A 17,633-nucleotide genomic window follows, 5' to 3' on the forward strand; every position below is an offset into this window, starting at 1 on the left:
ACAGCCGGTAGCCTGGCGGGATGACCGACTCGGCGGACTCCCCCTCGTTCCGGCTCGCGTACGTCCCCGGAGTGACGCCCGCCAAGTGGGTGCGGATCTGGGCGGAGCGCCTGCCCGACACCCCCCTCACCCTCCTCCAGGCGACCCCCGCCGAGGCCTCCGAGGTCTTGCGCCGGGGCGCCGCGGACGCCGCCTTCGTGCGGCTTCCGGTCGACCGTACGGTCTTCAGCGCGATCCCTCTCTACACGGAGACCACCGTCGTCGTGGTCCCCAGGGACCACCTGATCACCGCGGCCGAGGAGGTCACGGTGGCCGACCTCGCCGACGAGGTGGTGCTGCACCCGCTGGACGACGTGCTCGGCTGGGAGCGGCTGCCCGGCGAGGCCGCCTTCGAGCGTCCGGCGACCACCGAGGACGCGATCGAGCTGGTCGCGGCGAACATCGGCGTGCTGGTCGTGCCCCAGTCCCTGGCCCGCCTCCACCACCGCAAGGACCTCACCTACCGCACGGTCGTCGACGCCCCGCAGTCGGACATCGGCCTCGCCTGGCCCGAGGACGCGACCACCGAGCTGGTCGAGGACTTCATCGGCATCGTCCGCGGCCGCACCGTCAACAGCACCCGGGGCCGCGCCCAGCAGGCCCCGGCGACGGAGCGCAAGGGCGAGCGCGAGCGCCGTAAGCCGCAGCCGGGCTCCGGTGGTGCGGGCAAGGGCGCCGCCGGGGGTGCCCGCGGACGCAGCGGTGGCGCCAAGGGCGGTGCCGCGAAGGGCGGCGGCCGACGCGGTACCGGCGGCGGCAAGCCTCGCCGCCGGCCGTAGCGACCTCGCTCGCCGTCAGCGCACGTAGGTCGCCCCGCGTGCGGTGCTCACCACCTTCGCTCCGTCGGCCGCGCCGAGCAGCCCGGCGGCCACCCAGGCCGCCACCACCGCCCGCACCCGCGCCACCAGCGCCGGCTTCCCGCGGAACGGCGCCCCCGCCCACACCTCGTCGAGCAGGGTGGTGCCGTCCGTCTTCGCCGGGTTCGGCACGCCCGAGTCGCTTTCGCCGAAGACGACCCTGGGCTCGGCCCGCCGCACATAGGCGTGGGTCGGGTCCTCGGTGCCCTCGAAGAACGGGGCGAACTCGGTGCCGTCGAGGGTGAAGTGCAGCGGCTTCCCGCCCACCGGCGTGAGGGAGGGCAGCAGGTCGCCGGAGAGGGCCGCGTTCCGGTAGAGCCCGAACTCCAGGTATGTCGTGGCGGAGTTGCGGGCGACGAGGTTGACCGGACCGTGGAACAGGGTCTGCAGGGACGGGTCGTCGAGTGCTTTCTCGACCCGCAGCCGGAACGGCATCGTCACCCGGACGACGTCCCCGTCGCGCCAGGTCCGGGACACCGTGAAGTAACTGCCGGGCGTGGGCGTCCCGTCGGCCTTGCGCCCGTTGACCGTCACCCCGAAGCCGGCCGTCGCCCAGGACGGCACGCGCAGCCGCAGCGCGAAGGCGGCCCGGCGCCCCCGGACGGTGAGCGTGCTGCTCTGCTCGCGCGGGAAGCCGGTGCTCTGTGTGACGGTGATGCCCTTCTCGGCCCAGGTGAGCGTGGACGGGCTGTACAGGTTGACGTACAGCGCGCCGCCGTCGGCGGCCCGGAAGTACACCGAGTCCTGGTACTTGGTGGCGCTCTCCATGCCGGTTCCCTCGCAGCAGGTCGTGCCCTGCTTGGGGGTGTAGTCGCGCACATGGCCCGGGGTGAGCCCGATGAAGTACGTGACCAGCGGCTTCTCCGCGTCCGCGATGTCCTGCCTGGAGCCGAGGACCTGGTTGTACAGGGCTCGCTCGTAGTAGTCCATGTAGGCCGGGTCCTGCTCGTGGAAGAAGAGCATCCGGCTCAGCTTCAGCATGTTGTACGCGCAGCACGTCTCGGCGGTGGTCGCGCCGATCGTCCCCGCGACGACGTCCCTCGCCTTCCAGAACTCGGCCGTGCTGGTGCCGCCGATGCCGTACATGCGGTGCGGTACGACCATGCGCCAGAAGTTCTTCGCGGCGGTGAGGTAGCGCGCCTCGCCCGTCGCGTCGTACAGCCGCACCAGCCCGGTGAAGATCGGGATGTGCTGGTTGGCGTGCAGCCCGTCGAGGGTGTCGGTGTCGGCCGCGCAGGCGTCGATGAGCTTGTCGAGGTCGAACAGCCGGGCCAGCGCGAGGTGTTCGGCCCTGCCGGAGAGGGCGTGCAGATCGCAGATCGCCTCGACGATGCCGCCGAACTCCCCGCTGGAGAAGATCCCCCACATGCGCTGGAGCGTCGCCTCGGGCAGCTTCGACAGCCGTGAGTGCATCCAGTCGCACATCCCGGACGCCAGATCGAGCGCGCGGTCGTCGTCGGTGGCCAGGTACGCGTCCAGCAGACCCCGCAGGATCTTGTGGGCGGTGTAGTAGGGCGCCCACACCTTCGTGTAGTCGGGGCCGGTCATTGACTCCAGCTGGATGAACTGGGTCTCCGGGTAGGCCGCGAGGAACCCGGGGTGGCTGGGCCCGCCCCAGGTGCGGCGCAGGGTGGCGGTCAGACCGCGTCCGGAGGCGTCCGCGAACGTGCTTCCCGAGGTCTCGCCGAAGGCGTACGAGGCGAGGTCGCCGGCCGCCGGGCCGTTCTGCAGCCCGGCGACCTCGTCGGCGGTCAGCGCGCGCGACCAGACGTCGAAGCCGCCGAAGGCGCCCGCGAAGACGGCGTCGGAGGCGTAGTGGGACCGGCCGAGCCAGTGGCCGGTGAGGGCGCCGAGGGCGGCCGGGGTGAGCGACATGGCGGCGTTGCGGGCCACGGCCGTGCCGTCGACGTACAGGGTGCCGGTGCCTGCGGCGAGGGTCACCGCGAGGTGGCTCCACCGGTTCAGGGGGAGCGCGGCCGTGCCGTCGAGTCCCTGCTCGCCGCCCGCCCCGCCGGTGGTGATCGCGAACCGGGGCACCCCGCTCGCGTTGCGGGCGGCCAGGTACAGGTACCGGGTCGTGTCGTCGCCGAAGTCGAGGATCCGGGTCCAGGCGGCGTCATGGGTGGGCTTCACCCAGGCGGCGAGGGTGATCTCGGTGGCGCCGCCGAGGACGCCGGAGGGCAGCTCGACGTACTGGTAGGAGCCGCGGACGTTCTCCACGGCCGTACCGGACCGCCCCTCGGTGCTCAGGACGGCGGGGTCGTGCCGCAGGGCCTCGCGCACCTCCGTCAGGGCGTCGACCGCAGTGCGGATCCGGTCCGCGAACACCTGCTCGCCGGTGCTCGCGTACGCCTGGGAGAGCATCGTCAGGAAGTGCCCGGTGTAGTGGCCGCGCAGATTGCCGTTGGCCTCCCCGTCCAGGCCCTCCCAGCCGCCGGGGGCGACCGCGCTGAGGGTGGAGAGGCCGGCGTTGGCGCGGAAGACCTGGAGCAGCCGGTTCACGTCGTAGCCGCGGGCGTGGTCGAGCATCAGCTGCCGCTTGGCGGCGAAGACACCGGCGCCGAGCGTGACGTCCTCGAGGCCGAAGGGCCGCAGGGACCAGGCGGCCGAGGGCGGGAGCGCGGCCGCCGAGGCCCGCGCGGCGGCCGGGACGGAGATCGCCGGCACGGCCGTCGCGAGCATCGCGCTCCGGAGAAGGATCCGTCGGGTGAGGGGCGGTGCCATGTGCTGCTCCTCCGGGCCACAGGTGATCCACACGGTCGTTCGATATCGCGAACGATGTGCGGATGGTCGACCAGACGTTAGAGGCGTGACGGGAGAGCGTCAACGGTCCCGACGGGACGGAAAGTTGCGAAGGCGGCCGCTACTTCGAGGCCGCTCGCCCGATCGACTCCACCAGTGGCAGCAGCCGGTGCGGCACCCGCTCGCGCAGCGCGACCTCGGTACGGGTGCGGACCACGCCGGGCAGGCTGATCAGCTTCTGGATCACGTCCTCCAGGTGGGCGTTGTCGCGCGCCACGACCCGGGTGATGAGGTCGCCGCCGCCGGTGATGGAGAACGCCTCGACGATCTCCGGTACGGCGGCCAGCGCGTCGCCCACGTCGTCCAGGTGTCCCTGGGTGACCTCGATGTGCACGAACGCGAGCACCGGGTGACCCAGCGCGGCGGGGGAGAGCGACGGCGCCGTGCCGGTGATCACGCCGTCCCGCTCCAGCCGGTCGAGGCGGGCCTGCAGGGTGCCGCGCGCGACCCCGAGAAGCCGGGCGTACTCCCGCACGCTCGTCCGCGGCTGCTCGAGCAGCAGGCGCAGGATGCGGGTGTCCAGTTCGTCCACGGCCATCCGGCGGGCCTCCTCGCGCGTTCGTGATCAGCGTCGACTGTACCAATGGGTGTGCCGTTGGCAGGCTGATGGCGGGGAATTCCTCCTTCAGGCTGAGCCATTGGCTCGGTCAAATCGGCTCCTGTTGAACCACCAGCCCTCCGGATGCTCAAATGGCGAGGTCGATGGCGCTGCGGACCTCCGCGGCGCCTTTCTCGTGTCGCGGCACCTCCGCGGCGCGTCAGGGTGGGGAAAGGGCGGGGCAGCTTGCTGAAGAGGGCGTTCGTGGCACCGGATCCCGGACGGGTGCGACTGCGGTTCGCCTGCCGGGCCGTGCTCGGCATCGGACTCGCCGTCGTACTGTGCGGGCTGGCCGGACACTCGCTGGTGGCGGCCATCACCGGCGGCCTGGCCGCGCTGCTCGCGCTGTTCACGGTGACGGACGCCACGGTGCGCGGACAGGCCGTGACCACCGCCCTGCTCCCGGTCGTCGGGCTGCCGGTGCTCGCCCTCGCGGCCGTCCTGCACGATGTGCCCGTCGCCCGTGACGCGGCCTTCCTCGCCGTGGTCGGAGCCGGGGTGTACGCGCGCCGCTGGGGGCCGCGCGGGCACTCGCTCGGCGTGTTCGCGTTCATGACCTTCTTCGCCGCCCAGTTCCTGCACATCGTCCCCGGCCGGCTGCCCGAGCTGTGCGCGGCCGTCCTGCTGTCGATCGCCGCGTCGTCCGCGGTGCGGTTCGGGGTGTGGCCCTACGAACGCAGGCTGCCGGCGCCGGCGGCCGTCGCCCCGCCGGCCGGCGGGACGGGGCTGGCGCGGATCACCACGCGGCAGGCGACGCAGGCCACCGTGGGCGCCGCGCTCGCCCTCGTCGCCGGGCAGGCGCTGTCGGACCAGCGGTGGTACTGGGCCGTGGGTGCCACCTGGTGGGTGTTCGTGAACACCACCTCGCGCGGCGAGACCCTCGTGCGGGGGTTCCGGCGGTTCCTCGGGACGGTCCTCGGGATCGTGCTGGGTCTGGTCGTGGCGCTGCCCCTGCACGGGGAGCCGGTGGCGACCGCCGTGGTCGTCGCCGTCGGCGTCTTCGGGATCTTCTACTCGGCCGCCGTGTCGTACACCTGGATGATGCTCGCCGTCACCGTCATGGCGAGCGCGCTGTACGGGCTGCTCGGCCTGCTCGACCCGGCGCTGCTCGCCCTGCGGGTGACCGAGACGGCCGTGGGGGCGCTGGGGGCCGCGCTGGCGGTGCTGCTGGTGCTCCCGGTGACCACGCACTCCGTCACCGAGGCCTGGGTGGAGCGCGCGCTGCGCTGTGTGCACCTCTGCACCGCCGAGGCCGCCGCCCGGCTCGCGGGGTCCGCGGCGGCCGACCCGGCCCGGCGGGTGGTCGAGCTGGAGCAGATCCTCGCCCGGGTCCGGTTGTCCCTGGCGCCGCTGGTGCATCCGCTCAGCCCCCTGCGGGCGCGCAAGGGCAGGGCCCGGCATGTCCTGGAGCTGCTCGACGACTGCGCCCGTGAGGTGCGCGCGCTGGCCTCGGTCGCCGCGGACCCCGAGGCCTCGCACGACGCCCGCCTCGTCGCCGCCTGCTGGCGGGTGGAGGCCGCGGTCGAGGAGCTCACCGCACCGCAGGCCGACGCGCGGCCCCGCCCGGCCGGGACCGTCGCCGTACCGCCCGGCGCGGCGGCCGAGCCGGTGCTGGTCCACCTCCACGCCCTGGAGCGGGCCCTCCTCGAACTCGCCGTGCCCCTGCGTGGCGCCACCCGGGTCCCCCTCAACGCCTGAGCCGGCCCGCCGGCCGCGGGGCCCCGCCGCCCGGGCGTCGTCGCCCGGCCGAGCGAGCGCGCCTGGTCTAGACCGCTGGTGATCGACTGCTACCGTCACCCCGAGCAGCAGCGTCAGCAGCGACAGCGGCGACCCGGGAGGGGACAGCGGTGGCAGACCTCGGCGGAAGGCGACGGCGGGCGTTCATCGGCTCGTTCACGGCGGCTGGAGGGCCCGGGATCGTGGCCGCCGCCGTGGACCCGGTCAGCGGCGCGCTGACCGTCCTGGGCAGCGTGAACGGCGTCCCCGACCCCTCGTATCTGGCCCTGTCGGCCGACGGGGACACGCTGTACGCGGTCAGCGAGACGGCGGACGGCGCGGTGGCCGCGTACCGGGTGACGGGCGACGCGCCGGAGCAGACCGGGCCGCCCGTGCCGGTCGGCGGCAGCGGCCCCACGCACCTCAGCGTGTTCGACGGACACGTCCTCACCGCCAACTACGGCTCCGGCAGCGTCACCGCCGTCCCGGTCCGCGCCGACGGCACCCTCGCCCGCGTCGCCTCCGGCGTCCTGCGGCACACCGGCTCGGGCCCGCACACGCGACGCCAGCAGGCCCCGCACGCCCACCAGGTGCAGCCCGACCCGAGCGGCCGCTGGGCGGTCAGCGTGGACCTCGGGACGGACTCCGTGCGGGTGTGCGCCCTGCGCGACGGCAGCCCCGTCCTGCACCGGGAGCACGCGCTGCGCCCCGGCTCGGGGCCGCGCCACCTGGCCTTCCACCCGGGAGGCGGGTACGCCTACGTGGTCAACGAGCTCACCCCGACCGTCACCGTCTGCCGCTGGGACGCCTCGGACGGCTCCCTGAAGCCGCTGGCCGAGACCGCCGTACTGCCCGGCGCGCCGGCCGGGGACGCCTACCCCTCGGGGCTCGTCGTCTCGCCCGACGGCCGGTTCGTGCGGACCGCCACCCGAGGCGAGGACGTGCTCTCCGTGTTCGCCGTGGAGGGCGCGGGTGAGGCACTGCGGCTGGTCGGGACCGTGCCCTGCGCCGGGCGCTGGCCGCGGGCCGTCGCCGAGTCCGGCGGTTTCCTGTACGTGGCGAACGAGCGCTCGGGCGACGTCACCTGGTTCTCCCTCGACCCCGCGACCGGCCTGCCCCGGCGCGGCGGCTCGATCGCCGTCCCCGCCGCCTCCTGCGTCGTCCTCGGCTGACCCGCACCGCTGCTCGGCGCCCCCGCTCGGTGCGCTGTTCCGGGCCGCTGTTCCCGCGCCGCCGACCGGCCCCGCGCGCCGGACCCGGGACGCCGACGCGAAGGGCCCGCTCCGTACCCGGAGCGGGCCCTTCGTTCGTACGGCGTCCGTGCGGTCGGCTCAGCGGACCGGCGCGCCCTGGGGCTGCGGCGGGGCGATACCGAGGGCGGTCGTGTACTTGGCCAGCGCGAGCTTGCCGATGGCCGGGTACGGGCCGAGCGCCTCGGCGGCGGCGCAACCGGCTTCCCTGGCCGCCTCCTCGATCAGCGTGGCGTCGATCTCCGGGCCGATCAGGTAGGGCGCGAGCGCCAGCTGCTGGGAGCCGGAGGAGCGCAGCTGCTCCGCGACGGAGGCGATGGAACCCTCCTGGTCGAGAGCGGCGGCCATCACCGGTACGGCGAGGCGCGCGGCGAGCAGCATGCCGGTGATCCCGGCGGCCTGCACGGCCTCCTCGCCGCCCACGGAGGCGAGGATGATGCCGTCCGCGGCCGTCGCCACGGTGAACAGCCGGGCGCGGTCGGCGCGGGCCAGACCCGCCTCGGACAGCCGCACGTGCAGCGCCTCGGCGAGCAGCGGGTGCGGGCCGAGCACATCGGTCAGCTCGGCCGCGATCCGGCTGTCCATGACGGCCTGGCGGACCTGGCGCAGCAGCGCGCCGTCGGGGCCGGCCAGCAGAGGCACGACGACGCCCACCGGGCCGTCGGGCTCCTTGACGTCCAGTCCGGCGGCACGGGCCTGCTCGAAGCGGGCGGTGCGTTCGTCGGCGGCGTGCGCGAGAACGGACTGCAGGGTGGGGAAACCGGTGTCGTCCCCGTCCAGGTAGCCGATGCGGGCGTCGAGGCCGGGCAGCTCGGAGCGGGCGATGCTCACGATCTCCTCGGCGAGGCCGCGGGTGGCGGCACTCGGCGGACCAGGCACCGCGAGGACGAGCGCGGGCGCGCCCTCGGGAGCCGCCAGCGGCTCGGGTCGGCGGTGCCGCCCGGGCTGGCGAGGCCGCGGCATTCGTACTGGCAGGCCGGACGCGGGCCCAGTGGGGGAGCTCATGGCGACGCATGTTACTGGCTTCCTGGGCTCCCCTGTTCGGGGAGGGTGCACGTGAGCGGTATCCGTCCGGTTTTGTCTGATGAGTTACGTACGGATCAGAAGTGATCAGCGTGTTTTCCAGGCGACTTGCCCTCGGAGGCGGTAATCCCCCTTTTGGGGCATGACGTACGTTCCCTACGCACGATGCATCAGATGGGGTTCACCGGGCTCTCCACCGAGAACAGGCTCTCCTCGCGCGGCAGCGTGAACGCGCCCGTCGCGAGTGCGGTGGCGATGCGCACGGCGCCGTCCAGCGGATCGCCCTCGGCGGGCACCCGCACGGCATGCGGCAGCAGCCGCGCCAGTTCCTCCTCCAGGGGCACGAGGAGGGGGTCGCCCATCCTGAACAGCCCGCCGGTGAGGGCGATCCGGGGCTCGTCGCCCGCCGGGCAGACGGCTGCGGCCGACTCCGCCATGTGCCGGGCCGCGTCGCGCAGGACGCGGGCGGCGACCGGGTCGTCCGCGGCGCAGGCGGCCACCTGCGGCGCGAAGGAGGCGAGGACGGCCGGGCGGTCCGGGCGCGGGTAGAGGCGGCCGGGCAGCCCGGACAGCGGCCCGAACCGTTCCTCGGCCCCGGCCAGCAGGGCGGCCGACCCGCCGGGGCGTCCGTCGTACGCGCGCAGGGCGGCTTCCAGGCCGGCCCGCCCGATCCAGGCGCCGCTGCCGCAGTCGCCCAGCAGATGGCCCCAGCCGTCCGCCCGCCGCCATGCCGTCAGGTCCGTGCCGATCGCGATCAGGCCCGTGCCCGCGGCCACCACGGCGCCCGGCCGCGGGCCGAGCGCGCCGACGTAGGCGGTGACGGCGTCGGCGACGAGCGCGGTCGTCCGGACGCCGAACTCCCGTGCCAGCGCGCCCGGGAGCTCGGCGCGCAGCGCGTCGCCCAGGGTGCTGAGCCCCGCCGCGCCCACGACCGCCGTAGCGGGCCGCAGGACACCGGTCTCGGCCGACAACGCCCTTACCAGCGGCGTCAGTTGTGCCATCAGATGGTCCGGGTCGAGGCCCCGGGCACCGGTGCGCGCGGGTACCTGGGACGAGCGCTGGGCGAGGGCGCCGCGCTCGGCGGTCCCCAGGACGACCCGGAGACCGGAACCACCCGAGTCCACGGCGAGGATGCCGCCGCCGGAGCCGTTCGCGGTGCCGGTCCCGGCCGCGTCGCCCGGACCGGCGCCGACGGTCACGGCAGGCGCCAGTCCACCGGCTGACCTCCCTGCCGGACCAGCAGGTCGTTCGCCCTGCTGAACGGCCGCGAGCCGAAGAAACCGCGGTCCGCCGACATGGGGGAGGGGTGCGCTGACTCCACCGAGGGCAGGTCCCCCAGCAGCGGGCGCAGGTTGCGGGCGTCCCGGCCCCACAGGATGGACACCAGGGGCTTGCCGCGCGCCGCCAGCGCCCGTATCGCCTGCTCGGTGACCTCCTCCCAGCCCTTGCCGCGGTGCGCGGCCGGCTTGCGCGGAGCCGTGGTGAGCGCCCTGTTGAGCAGCAGCACCCCCTGCCGCGTCCACGGCGTCAGGTCGCCGTCGGACGGCTGGGACAGGCCCAGGTCGGTGTTCAGCTCCCGGTATATGTTGATCAGGCTGCCCGGCAGCGGACGGACCTCCGGGGCGACCGAGAACGACAGACCCACCGCGTGCCCGGGCGTCGGATACGGGTCCTGGCCCATGATCAGGACGCGGACGTCCTCGAAGGGCTGCTGGAAGGCCCGTAGGACGTTCTGTCCGGCGGGGAGGTAGGTGCGTCCGGCGGCGATCTCCGCGCGCAGGAAGTCGCCCATCTCGGCGATCCTCCCGGCGACGGGTTCGAGGGCCTCGGCCCAGCCCGGCTCGATGATTTCATGCAAGGGTCGTGGTGCCACGGCGTCACCCTACTGCCGTAAGCACGGCGTTGATCAACCGGTGGCCAAGGCCGGACCGCCGCCCCCCGCGCACGGGCGCGCTCATCCCACCACCGCGGCCCGTACGCACAGGACGTCCGGCAGGTGCGAGGCCAACTGCCGCCAGCTGTCGCCGTCGTCGGCCGAGGCGAACACCTCGCCGTTGCGGTTGCCGAAGTACACGCCCGCCGGGTCCCCGTCGTCCGTGCAGAGCGCGTCGCGCAGCACCGTGCCGTAGTGGTCCTCCTGCGGCAGGCCCGCCGTGAGCGGCTCCCAGCTCCGCCCCGCGTCCGAGGTGCGGAAGACCCGGCACCGGCGGTCGGCGGGCACCCGGTCCGCGTCCGCGTTGATCGGGAACACGTACGCCGTGTCCCCGCGGGCCGGGTGCGCGGCGACGGCGAAGCCGAAGGTGGAGGGCAGGCCGGCGCCGATGTCCGTCCACTGCCCGCCCTTGTCGTCGCTCCGGTAGACCCCCCAGTGGTTCTGGAGGTAGAGGCGGTCCGGGTTCGCCGCGTCCCTCGCGACCTTGTGCACGCACTGGCCGAACTCCGGGTTCGGGTCCGGCAGGAACACCGCGGCGACACCGGAGTTGGCGGGCGCCCAGCTCGCGCCGCCGTCGCTCGTGCGGAACACCCCGGCCGTCGACACGGCCACGGTCACCGACCGCGGGTCGCGGCTGTCGGTGAGGACCGTGTGCAGGCCCTCGCCGCCACCGCCCGGCACCCACTTCGAGCGGGTGGGGTGCTCCCACAGCGGCCGGACCAGCTCGAAGCTCTCGCCACGGTCCCGCGAGCGGTACAGCGCGGCCGGTTCCGTGCCCGCGTACACCACGCCCGGCTCGGCGGCCGCCGGGTGCAGCTGCCACACCCGCTCCAGCGAGGCATCCGTGTCCTGCGGGAACTTGACGGCCGGTGCCGCCGGTTCGGTCCAGGTCCGGCCGAGGTCGTCGGAGTGGAACACCGACGGGCCCCAGTGCGCGCTGTCGCCGCCGGCCAGCAGCCGCGGCCGGTCGCCGCGGGTGTCGATGGCGACCGAGTAGATCGCCTGTGCGTTGAAGTAGGGGGATTCGTCGAACTCCCATGCGCCCCCGCGCCGACGCCCGATGAACAGGCCTTTGCGCGTGCCCACGGCGAGCAGTGCCTCGGTCATGCCGATCACCTCCGCGGTGTCTTTGACGTCCTTGTCCCAGACACCGGCCAGTCTGCACCCCGCCACTGACAGTCACCTCTGCACATGCCGTTGCCGCAGGTCACAGCGGCGATGGCGGGTCCGGAGGGCAAGACATCGGCCACTTTCGGCGGGACGCCTGCAAGGGCGCCGGGCCCGTGGGACCGTCGGGACGGCGGATTCGGCCTGAGCATCGGGGCCGCCTGCCCCGTATGGGAGGGCGGCCGGGATGTTCATGCGCTCATGAGGAGGAAGCCTTCGATGGCGTTCCGTGGTCCGAAGGTGTGGCTGTGGCGCTGGCGGCGCAACCCGCTCAAGCGTCGCGCCGACACGGTGGAGGCCTGGGTCGTGCTCGGCGTGTGGGCGCTGACCGTCCTCGCCGGGTTGCTGGCGGGGTGGGCGACCGCGGGGTCCGTCGAACACGGTCTCGCGCGCGAACGTGTGGAGTGGCGGCCCCTCCTGGGGCGGCTGACCGAGCACGCCCCGGGCAAGGCCGCCGTGAACGGTTCCACCGCCGGTGACCAGGTGTGGGCGAAGGTCGGCTGGACCGGACCGGACGGCTCCGCGCACAACGGCCAGGTCCGGGTCGGCCCCGGCAGCGCCGCGGGCACCCCCGTCACGGTCTGGACGGACCGGCAGGGCCGCCTGGTGACGAAACCGGCCACCGTGGCCCAGGCCAGACTGCGCGCCTCCCTCGTCGGCGGTCTGGCGGGACTCGGCGCGGCCACCCTCCCCTTCGCGGGCGGCCGTGTCCTGCGGGGCCGGCTGGAACGCCGGCGCGTGGAGCAGTGGGACCTCGACTGGGCCCGCTTCGACGCGCTCTGGGGCCGCCCCACGGGCTGATCCGCCCCGCGCCCCCGCCCGGCCGGAGACCCGAAGGCGGGGGCGGGGCGCGGACCGCCGAGGGGCGGCGGCGACACACTCGAACGCACCCGTGGGAGAAGTCAGTCGGTGTCGGGAAGGCTCCGTTCCAGGATCCCGTCGAGATCGGCGCCGTCCGGGAGCGTGCCGAAGGCGTACCCCCAGTCGCCGCCCAGCCGGGTCGCGCAGAACGCGTCGGCGACGGCGGGCGGGGCGTGCCGGACCAGGAGCGAGGCCTGGAGGGTGAGAGCCATCTGCTCCACCAGCCGGCGGGCGCCGGCCGGTGTCGCCTGGCCCAGCCGGGTCCGCAGCCGCGACACGGCGGCGTCGAGACGGGCGTCCGCCCCTCGCGCCAGGGCGAGTTCACCGAACAGGGCGTCCGCCGTCTCCGGTTCGCGGGTCAACGCCCGCAGCACGTCGAGGGCGTTGACGTTTCCCGACCCTTCCCAGATGGACAGCAGGGGCGCCTCGCGGTAGTGGCGGGGCATTCCGGAGTCCTCCACGTAGCCGTTGCCGCCGAGGCACTCCAGGGCCTCCGCGGTGAAGGCCGGCCCGCGTTTGGTCACCCAGTACTTGCCGACGGCGGTGGCGATCCGCCGGAAGGCCTGCTCGGCCCCCTGGCCGTCGTCCCCGCGCACCGCCCGGTCCGCCGCCCCGGCCAGCCGCAGGGTGAGTGTGGTGGCGGCCTCCGACTCCAGCGCCAGGTCGGCCAGCACATTGCGCATCAGCGGCTGGTCCAGCAGCCGCGCCCCGAAAGCGCTGCGGTGCCGCACATGGTGTCCCGCCTCGACGAGCGTCTTGCGCATCAGCGTCGCCGACATCATCACGCAGTCCAGACGGGTGCAGTTGACCATCTCGATGATGGTCTTCACGCCCTGCCCCTCGGGCCCGACCAGCCAGGCCACGGTCCCGTCGAACTCGGGCTCGGAGGAGGCGTTGGAGCGGTTGCCCAGCTTGTCCTTGAGCCGCTGGACGCGGAACGTGTTGCGGGTGCCGTCGGGCAGCACGCGCGGGACGAGGAAGCACGAGAGCCCGTCCGGCGCCTGCGCCAGCACCAGGAAGACGTCGCACATCGGCGCCGACGTGAACCACTTGTGCCCGCGCAGGGTGTAGACGCCGGGCTCCGCCGTCGGCAGGGCCGTCGTCGTGTTGGTCCGGACGTCGGAGCCGCCCTGCTTCTCGGTCATCCCCATGCCCGCGAGCAGCCCGCGCTTCTGTGTCGGCACCCGCAGCCCCGGGTCGTACTCCCGGCCGGTCAGCAGCGGCTCGTAGACGGCGGCGAGCTCCGGCTGGCGACGCAGCGCGGGGACGGCGGCATAGGTCATCGACGTGGGGCAGCCGTGCCCGGCATCGGTGTGTCCCCAGGCGAGACCGCCCGCCGTGCGCGCCACATGGGCGCCCGGCCGGTCGTCGGCCCAGGGCGCGCCGGCCAGCCCCTCCGCGACCGCGACCCGCATCAGCTCGTGCCAGCCGGGGTGGAAGTCGACCTCGTCGACACGGTGCCCGTACCGGTCGTGCGTACGCAGTACGGGCTCGTGCCGGTTGGCCAGGTCGCCCCACTCCTGTGCCTCGACACCGCCCGCCAGCAGACCGATCCGGCGGACGTCCGGTTCCGCCCAGCCGGCGCCCTCCCGCCGCAGCCCCTCCAGCAGGGCCGCGTCGTCGGAGGCGTCGTAGGGGGCCAGGGGCGGCGGCTGATTGGTGACGTCGTGCGTGGCGTACGACGAGACGGGCGGTACGGCCGGGGCCTGCGGCTGCGGCTGGGTGAGTGTCTTGGCCATGCGACCATGTTGCACTTTTCATACGACTGTAGCAATAGTGCAACATCGGGGCGCACGTAAAGTACGGCCTCATGCGGAGGAACGTGCCGGCGGAGCCCGGCGAGGTCGACCTGCCGCCGTTGTCCGCGCGGTCGGTGGTCCTGAGTCTGCTGCTGGGCACGCATCCGCCCGAGATGGCGGCGAAGGACCTGGTGCGCGGGGTGGAGCCGTTCGGCGTCGGCGGATCGACGGTGCGGGCCGCGCTCAGCCGGATGGTGGCGGCGGGCGACCTGCGGCGGACGGACGGCGTCTACCGGCTCAGTGACCGGCTGCTGGAGCGCCAGCGCCGCCAGGACGACGCCGTACATCCGGACACGCGCGCGTGGGACGGCGAGTGGGAGATGGCCGTCATCACCGCGACCGGTCGCGGTCCCGCCGAGCGCGCCGAACTGCGCGGCCGGTTGAGCGCCCTCCGGCTCGCCGAGCTCCGCGAGGGGGTCTGGCTGCGGCCGGCCAACCTGGGCCGGCCCTGGCCCGTGGATCTCGGCGACGTGCTCCAGCACTTCACCGCCCGCCCCGGCTCGCCCGCCCCCGACCTGGTCGCCGGGCTGTGGCCCCTCGACGCGTGGGCGCGGACGGCCCGGGTCCTGCTGGCCCACGTCGAGCGGACCCGGCGGCCCGCCGACCGTTTCACGGCCCTCGCCGCCGTCGTACGGCATCTCGTAGCCGACCCGGTGCTGCCGGCCCGGCTCCTCCCCGCCGACTGGCCGGGACCGGCCCTGCGCACCGCCTACGGTCACGGTCAACGGGAGCTCGTCGCCATGGTGCCAGGAGCCGGCGCATAGGAACGGCGGCCGTGCGAAGCGCCGTGCGGGGGCGCTTCGTACGGCCGCCTTCCTGCCGTGGGGGGATCGGTGGGGCTACCGGGTGGGGGCTACTTGTACGTGATGTCGGACGAGGCGTACTTGCAGTAGGTCCCGTCCGCGCTGGTGCCGTTGGTGGTCGGCTCCGCCCCCGTGTTGTTGCCGATGTACTTCTGGCACGGGATGATCTTCTTGCTGCTGTCCCCGACGATGGTGATCTTCTTCAGGGTCGCGCTGTCGCCGTAGTTGGTGTTGATGCCGACGAGCTTGCTGCCCGAGTAGGTCGCCTCGATGGTGTTGAGGTTGATCGTCCGCTTGTACTGCGTCGAGCAGTTGCCGCAGGAGCGGATGAAGGTGCCGAAGGTCTGCACCGCGAAGTTGGAGACGTTCAGCGTGCCGGCGCCGTTGAACTGGAACACCTTGTCGCTGGCCGACCGCGCGCCACCGCCCGAGACGGTGTACACGTTGGACGACGAGGAGCCGCGGAAGGTCGCCGCGTCCTCGCCGACGTCCTCCCACCAGACGTTCTGCAGGGTGCAGGCGCCCTTGCAGTGGATGCCGTCGGCGGCGGGGGCGCCGATGATGACGTTCTTGAGCACCGCGCCGGCGGCCAGTTCCAGGATCGGCCCCTGGTCCTCGTCCTGGCTGCCGCTGCCCAGGTCACCGGTGCCGTAGAGGCGGATCATCCCGTAGTCCTTGGTGCCGGACACCGCGATGGTCGAGGAGACGGCCTGGCTGCCGGTCGCGCTGGGCCAGGTGGCCGCGTTCGCCGGGGTCATCGCCCCGGTAGTCATGATCATGCCAACCGAGAGGGCGAGAGCGGCGAGTGCGCCGGTCAGGGTGCGCCGTCGGCGCGGCAGTGCTGGTGAAGTCATGTCCCGATGCCTTCTTCCTGGTGGGGGATGGGGAGAGCACGGCGGGCGGTCAGAGCGTTCCGGCACCGGCCGACCGGGGCGGGGCGAGGATCGCCGCCGTGGCGCGAGCGGCGGCCGTCGCGACGGGGGCGGATCTTTGCGCCTGTGTACGCGGGGGCCCTGCGCGCATGTGGGTGCGTCCCTTCGGGCGAGGGGGATGGGTCAGGTACGTGAATTTTGTCCGTCATGTTGAACGCCCTGCGGGGGCAGTGCGGCCCTTTGTGGGGTCGGTGCGAGCGGCTCGGTCACACTGCTGAACGGAACGTAGAGGGTAAGCGCTTTCTGGTCAACGCTTTGCGCAGAACACATTCGGCCACCCGGACAGGCCTCGGTCAACCAGTAAGGGCTTGCGGGAAGTTGGCGTGGGAGCGCTTCCATGGGCAGCGCGCGCATGCCACCATGCGGTGCGGACGTCCCCCTCGTGACTGTCGGAGAGGGACGTGCGTCCGGGTCCGACCGACGCGGGCCGGCGCCGCCTGCCGAGCCGCCGCATCCCTCTCGCGCACCCCACGTACGACGTCCCCCGAGCCGCTACCAGAAAGGGACAAGCACGTGTCGAACTCCCTTGGGAGAGCCCTGCGTCCGCTCTGCGGGGTACTGCTGCTCCTGCTCGCCGCCGCTCTTCTGACCGCCCCCACGGCCACCGCCCGCCCCCGGGCCGCCGCGCCGGTCCCCCCGGCCACGCTCACCGAGGTCACCGGATTCGGCGCCAACCCCAGCAGTCTCCAGATGTACGTCTACGCGCCGGCCACCGTCACCGCTCACCCGCCGGTGCTCGTCGCGGTGCACTGGTGCGGCGGCTCCGGGCCCGCGATGCACTCCGGCACCGAGTACGCCCAACTCGCCGACCGGTACGGGTTCGTGGTGGTCTACCCGTCCGTCACCCGGAGCAGCAAGTGCTTCGACGTCTCCTCGCCCCAGGCGCTCAGGCGTGGCGGCGGCAGCGACCCGGTCGGCGTCAAGTCGATGATCGACTGGGTGACCGCCGCCTATGCGGCCGACACCGGCCGCGTCTACGCCACCGGAATCTCCTCCGGGGCGATGATGACCAACGTCCTGCTCGGCGACTACCCCGACGTGTTCGCCGCCGGATCCGCCTTCTCCGGGGTTCCCTTCGGCTGCTTCGCGACCACCGACGGATCCGAGTGGAACAGCGCCTGCTCCGGCGGCACCGTGATCCACACCGCGCAGGAGTGGGGCGACCTCGTTCGTGCGGCCTACCCCGGCTACACCGGGCCCCGGCCGCGGATGCAGCTGTGGCACGGCACCGAGGACGATGTGCTGCGCTACCCCAACTTCGGTGAGGAGATCAAGCAGTGGACCGATGTGCGGGGTGTGGGCCAGACCCCGGCCGCCACCGACTCGCCCGTCTCGGGCTGGACCCGCACCCGGTACGGCGGCACAGGTGACCAGGCCCCCGTGGAGGCCGTCAGCCTCCAGGGCGTCGGCCACAACCTGTACGCCTGGGGCATGGCCGCCCGCGTGATCACCTTCTTCGGCCTGGACGCCGCGGGACCCGCCCCGCAGCCCCAGCCCGGCGGCTGCCGGGTGACCGCGACGACCAACGCCTGGAACACCGGTCTGACCGCCTCCGTGACCCTGACCAACACCGGCACCACCACGGTCGACGGCTGGCGGCTCGGCTTCGCCCTGCCCTCCGGCCAGACCATCACCAACGGCTGGGGCGCCACCTACGCACCGGCCTCCGGGGCGGTGACGGCGACCAACGCCACGTACAACGGCACGCTCGCCCCCGACGCGAGCGTCACCATCGGCTACCAGGCGAACCACACCGGCAACAGTGCGGCACCCGGCGCCTTCACGCTCAACGGAGCCACCTGCGCCGTGGGTTGACGCCTCCGCGGGCGGCCGGTGAGCCCGGCCGCCCACGG

Annotated in this window: 14 protein-coding genes; 6 read left to right on the top strand and 8 right to left on the bottom strand. The window is 73.7% G+C overall.

Annotated features, from left to right (window positions below):
* Nucleotides 1-20 precede the first annotated feature (20 nt).
* On the top strand, nucleotides 21-818 hold the full coding sequence (locus tag ABT070_RS06230; RefSeq protein ID WP_351755400.1) for a LysR family substrate-binding domain-containing protein: 798 nt from the start codon (nucleotides 21-23) through the stop codon (nucleotides 816-818).
* Between the two features lie 15 nt (nucleotides 819-833).
* On the opposite strand, the gene ABT070_RS06235 is transcribed toward ABT070_RS06230, so the two are convergent.
* Together ABT070_RS06235 and ABT070_RS06240 are read right to left on the bottom strand one after the other, a co-directional pair.
* Nucleotides 834-3,620, bottom strand: a complete 2,787-nt coding sequence (locus ABT070_RS06235) for a beta-L-arabinofuranosidase domain-containing protein (protein WP_351755402.1) — start codon at nucleotides 3,618-3,620, stop codon at nucleotides 834-836.
* Between the two features lie 139 nt (nucleotides 3,621-3,759).
* On the bottom strand, nucleotides 3,760-4,236 hold the full coding sequence (locus ABT070_RS06240) for an Lrp/AsnC family transcriptional regulator (RefSeq protein ID WP_351755405.1): 477 nt from the start codon (nucleotides 4,234-4,236) through the stop codon (nucleotides 3,760-3,762).
* A gap of 246 nt (nucleotides 4,237-4,482) precedes the next feature.
* On the opposite strand from ABT070_RS06240, the gene ABT070_RS06245 reads away from it, so the two are divergent.
* Both ABT070_RS06245 and ABT070_RS06250 read left to right on the top strand, forming a co-directional pair.
* Nucleotides 4,483-5,994 carry an FUSC family protein gene (locus ABT070_RS06245; protein ID WP_351755407.1) on the top strand — a complete coding sequence of 504 codons (1,512 nt, stop codon included), beginning with the start codon at nucleotides 4,483-4,485 and terminating at the stop codon, nucleotides 5,992-5,994.
* Between the two features lie 149 nt (nucleotides 5,995-6,143).
* Nucleotides 6,144-7,184 carry a lactonase family protein gene (locus ABT070_RS06250; protein WP_351755410.1) on the top strand — a complete coding sequence of 347 codons (1,041 nt, stop codon included), beginning with the start codon at nucleotides 6,144-6,146 and terminating at the stop codon, nucleotides 7,182-7,184.
* A gap of 159 nt (nucleotides 7,185-7,343) precedes the next feature.
* Here the strand turns inward: ABT070_RS06250 and ABT070_RS06255 are convergent, their stop codons facing one another.
* From ABT070_RS06255 to ABT070_RS06270, 4 genes are all read right to left on the bottom strand, one after another.
* On the bottom strand, nucleotides 7,344-8,267 hold the full coding sequence (locus tag ABT070_RS06255; RefSeq protein ID WP_351755412.1) for a sirohydrochlorin chelatase: 924 nt from the start codon (nucleotides 8,265-8,267) through the stop codon (nucleotides 7,344-7,346).
* 188 nt (nucleotides 8,268-8,455) lie between these two features.
* On the bottom strand, nucleotides 8,456-9,484 hold the full coding sequence (locus ABT070_RS06260; protein WP_351755415.1) for an N-acetylglucosamine kinase: 1,029 nt from the start codon (nucleotides 9,482-9,484) through the stop codon (nucleotides 8,456-8,458).
* The gene (locus ABT070_RS06265) at nucleotides 9,481-10,158 is read right to left on the bottom strand and encodes a uracil-DNA glycosylase (protein WP_351755418.1); all 678 of its coding nucleotides are present in this window, start codon (nucleotides 10,156-10,158) and stop codon (nucleotides 9,481-9,483) included. The genes ABT070_RS06260 and ABT070_RS06265 overlap by 4 nt, the downstream gene beginning before the upstream one ends.
* Nucleotides 10,159-10,239: 81 nt before the next feature.
* Complete coding sequence (locus ABT070_RS06270) at nucleotides 10,240-11,391, bottom strand: WD40/YVTN/BNR-like repeat-containing protein (protein WP_351755421.1); 1,152 nt, start codon at nucleotides 11,389-11,391, stop codon at nucleotides 10,240-10,242.
* A 213-nt stretch (nucleotides 11,392-11,604) separates the two neighbouring features.
* On the opposite strand from ABT070_RS06270, the gene ABT070_RS06275 reads away from it, so the two are divergent.
* A complete protein-coding gene (locus ABT070_RS06275; protein ID WP_351755423.1) occupies nucleotides 11,605-12,186 on the top strand; it encodes an Rv1733c family protein in 582 nt (193 codons plus the stop codon).
* Between the two features lie 101 nt (nucleotides 12,187-12,287).
* Here ABT070_RS06275 and ABT070_RS06280 read toward each other — a convergent pair whose 3' ends face one another.
* Nucleotides 12,288-13,985 (bottom strand): acyl-CoA dehydrogenase family protein, encoded by a 1,698-nt coding sequence (locus ABT070_RS06280; protein WP_351755426.1) that lies wholly within the window; start codon nucleotides 13,983-13,985, stop codon nucleotides 12,288-12,290.
* A gap of 71 nt (nucleotides 13,986-14,056) precedes the next feature.
* On the opposite strand from ABT070_RS06280, the gene ABT070_RS06285 reads away from it, so the two are divergent.
* Nucleotides 14,057-14,809, top strand: coding sequence for a PaaX family transcriptional regulator C-terminal domain-containing protein (locus tag ABT070_RS06285; RefSeq protein WP_351755429.1), 753 nt, complete (start codon nucleotides 14,057-14,059; stop codon nucleotides 14,807-14,809).
* A gap of 89 nt (nucleotides 14,810-14,898) precedes the next feature.
* Here ABT070_RS06285 and ABT070_RS06290 read toward each other — a convergent pair whose 3' ends face one another.
* Nucleotides 14,899-15,702 carry a pectate lyase gene (locus ABT070_RS06290; protein ID WP_351755432.1) on the bottom strand — a complete coding sequence of 268 codons (804 nt, stop codon included), beginning with the start codon at nucleotides 15,700-15,702 and terminating at the stop codon, nucleotides 14,899-14,901.
* A gap of 591 nt (nucleotides 15,703-16,293) precedes the next feature.
* Between ABT070_RS06290 and ABT070_RS06295 the strand changes: the two genes are divergently transcribed.
* A complete protein-coding gene (locus tag ABT070_RS06295; RefSeq protein WP_351755434.1) occupies nucleotides 16,294-17,595 on the top strand; it encodes an extracellular catalytic domain type 1 short-chain-length polyhydroxyalkanoate depolymerase in 1,302 nt (433 codons plus the stop codon).
* Nucleotides 17,596-17,633 lie beyond the last annotated feature (38 nt).

Origin of the sequence: Streptomyces sp. NPDC002884 (assembly GCF_040295245.1) — a bacterium.
GTDB lineage: Bacteria > Actinomycetota > Actinomycetes > Streptomycetales > Streptomycetaceae > Streptomyces.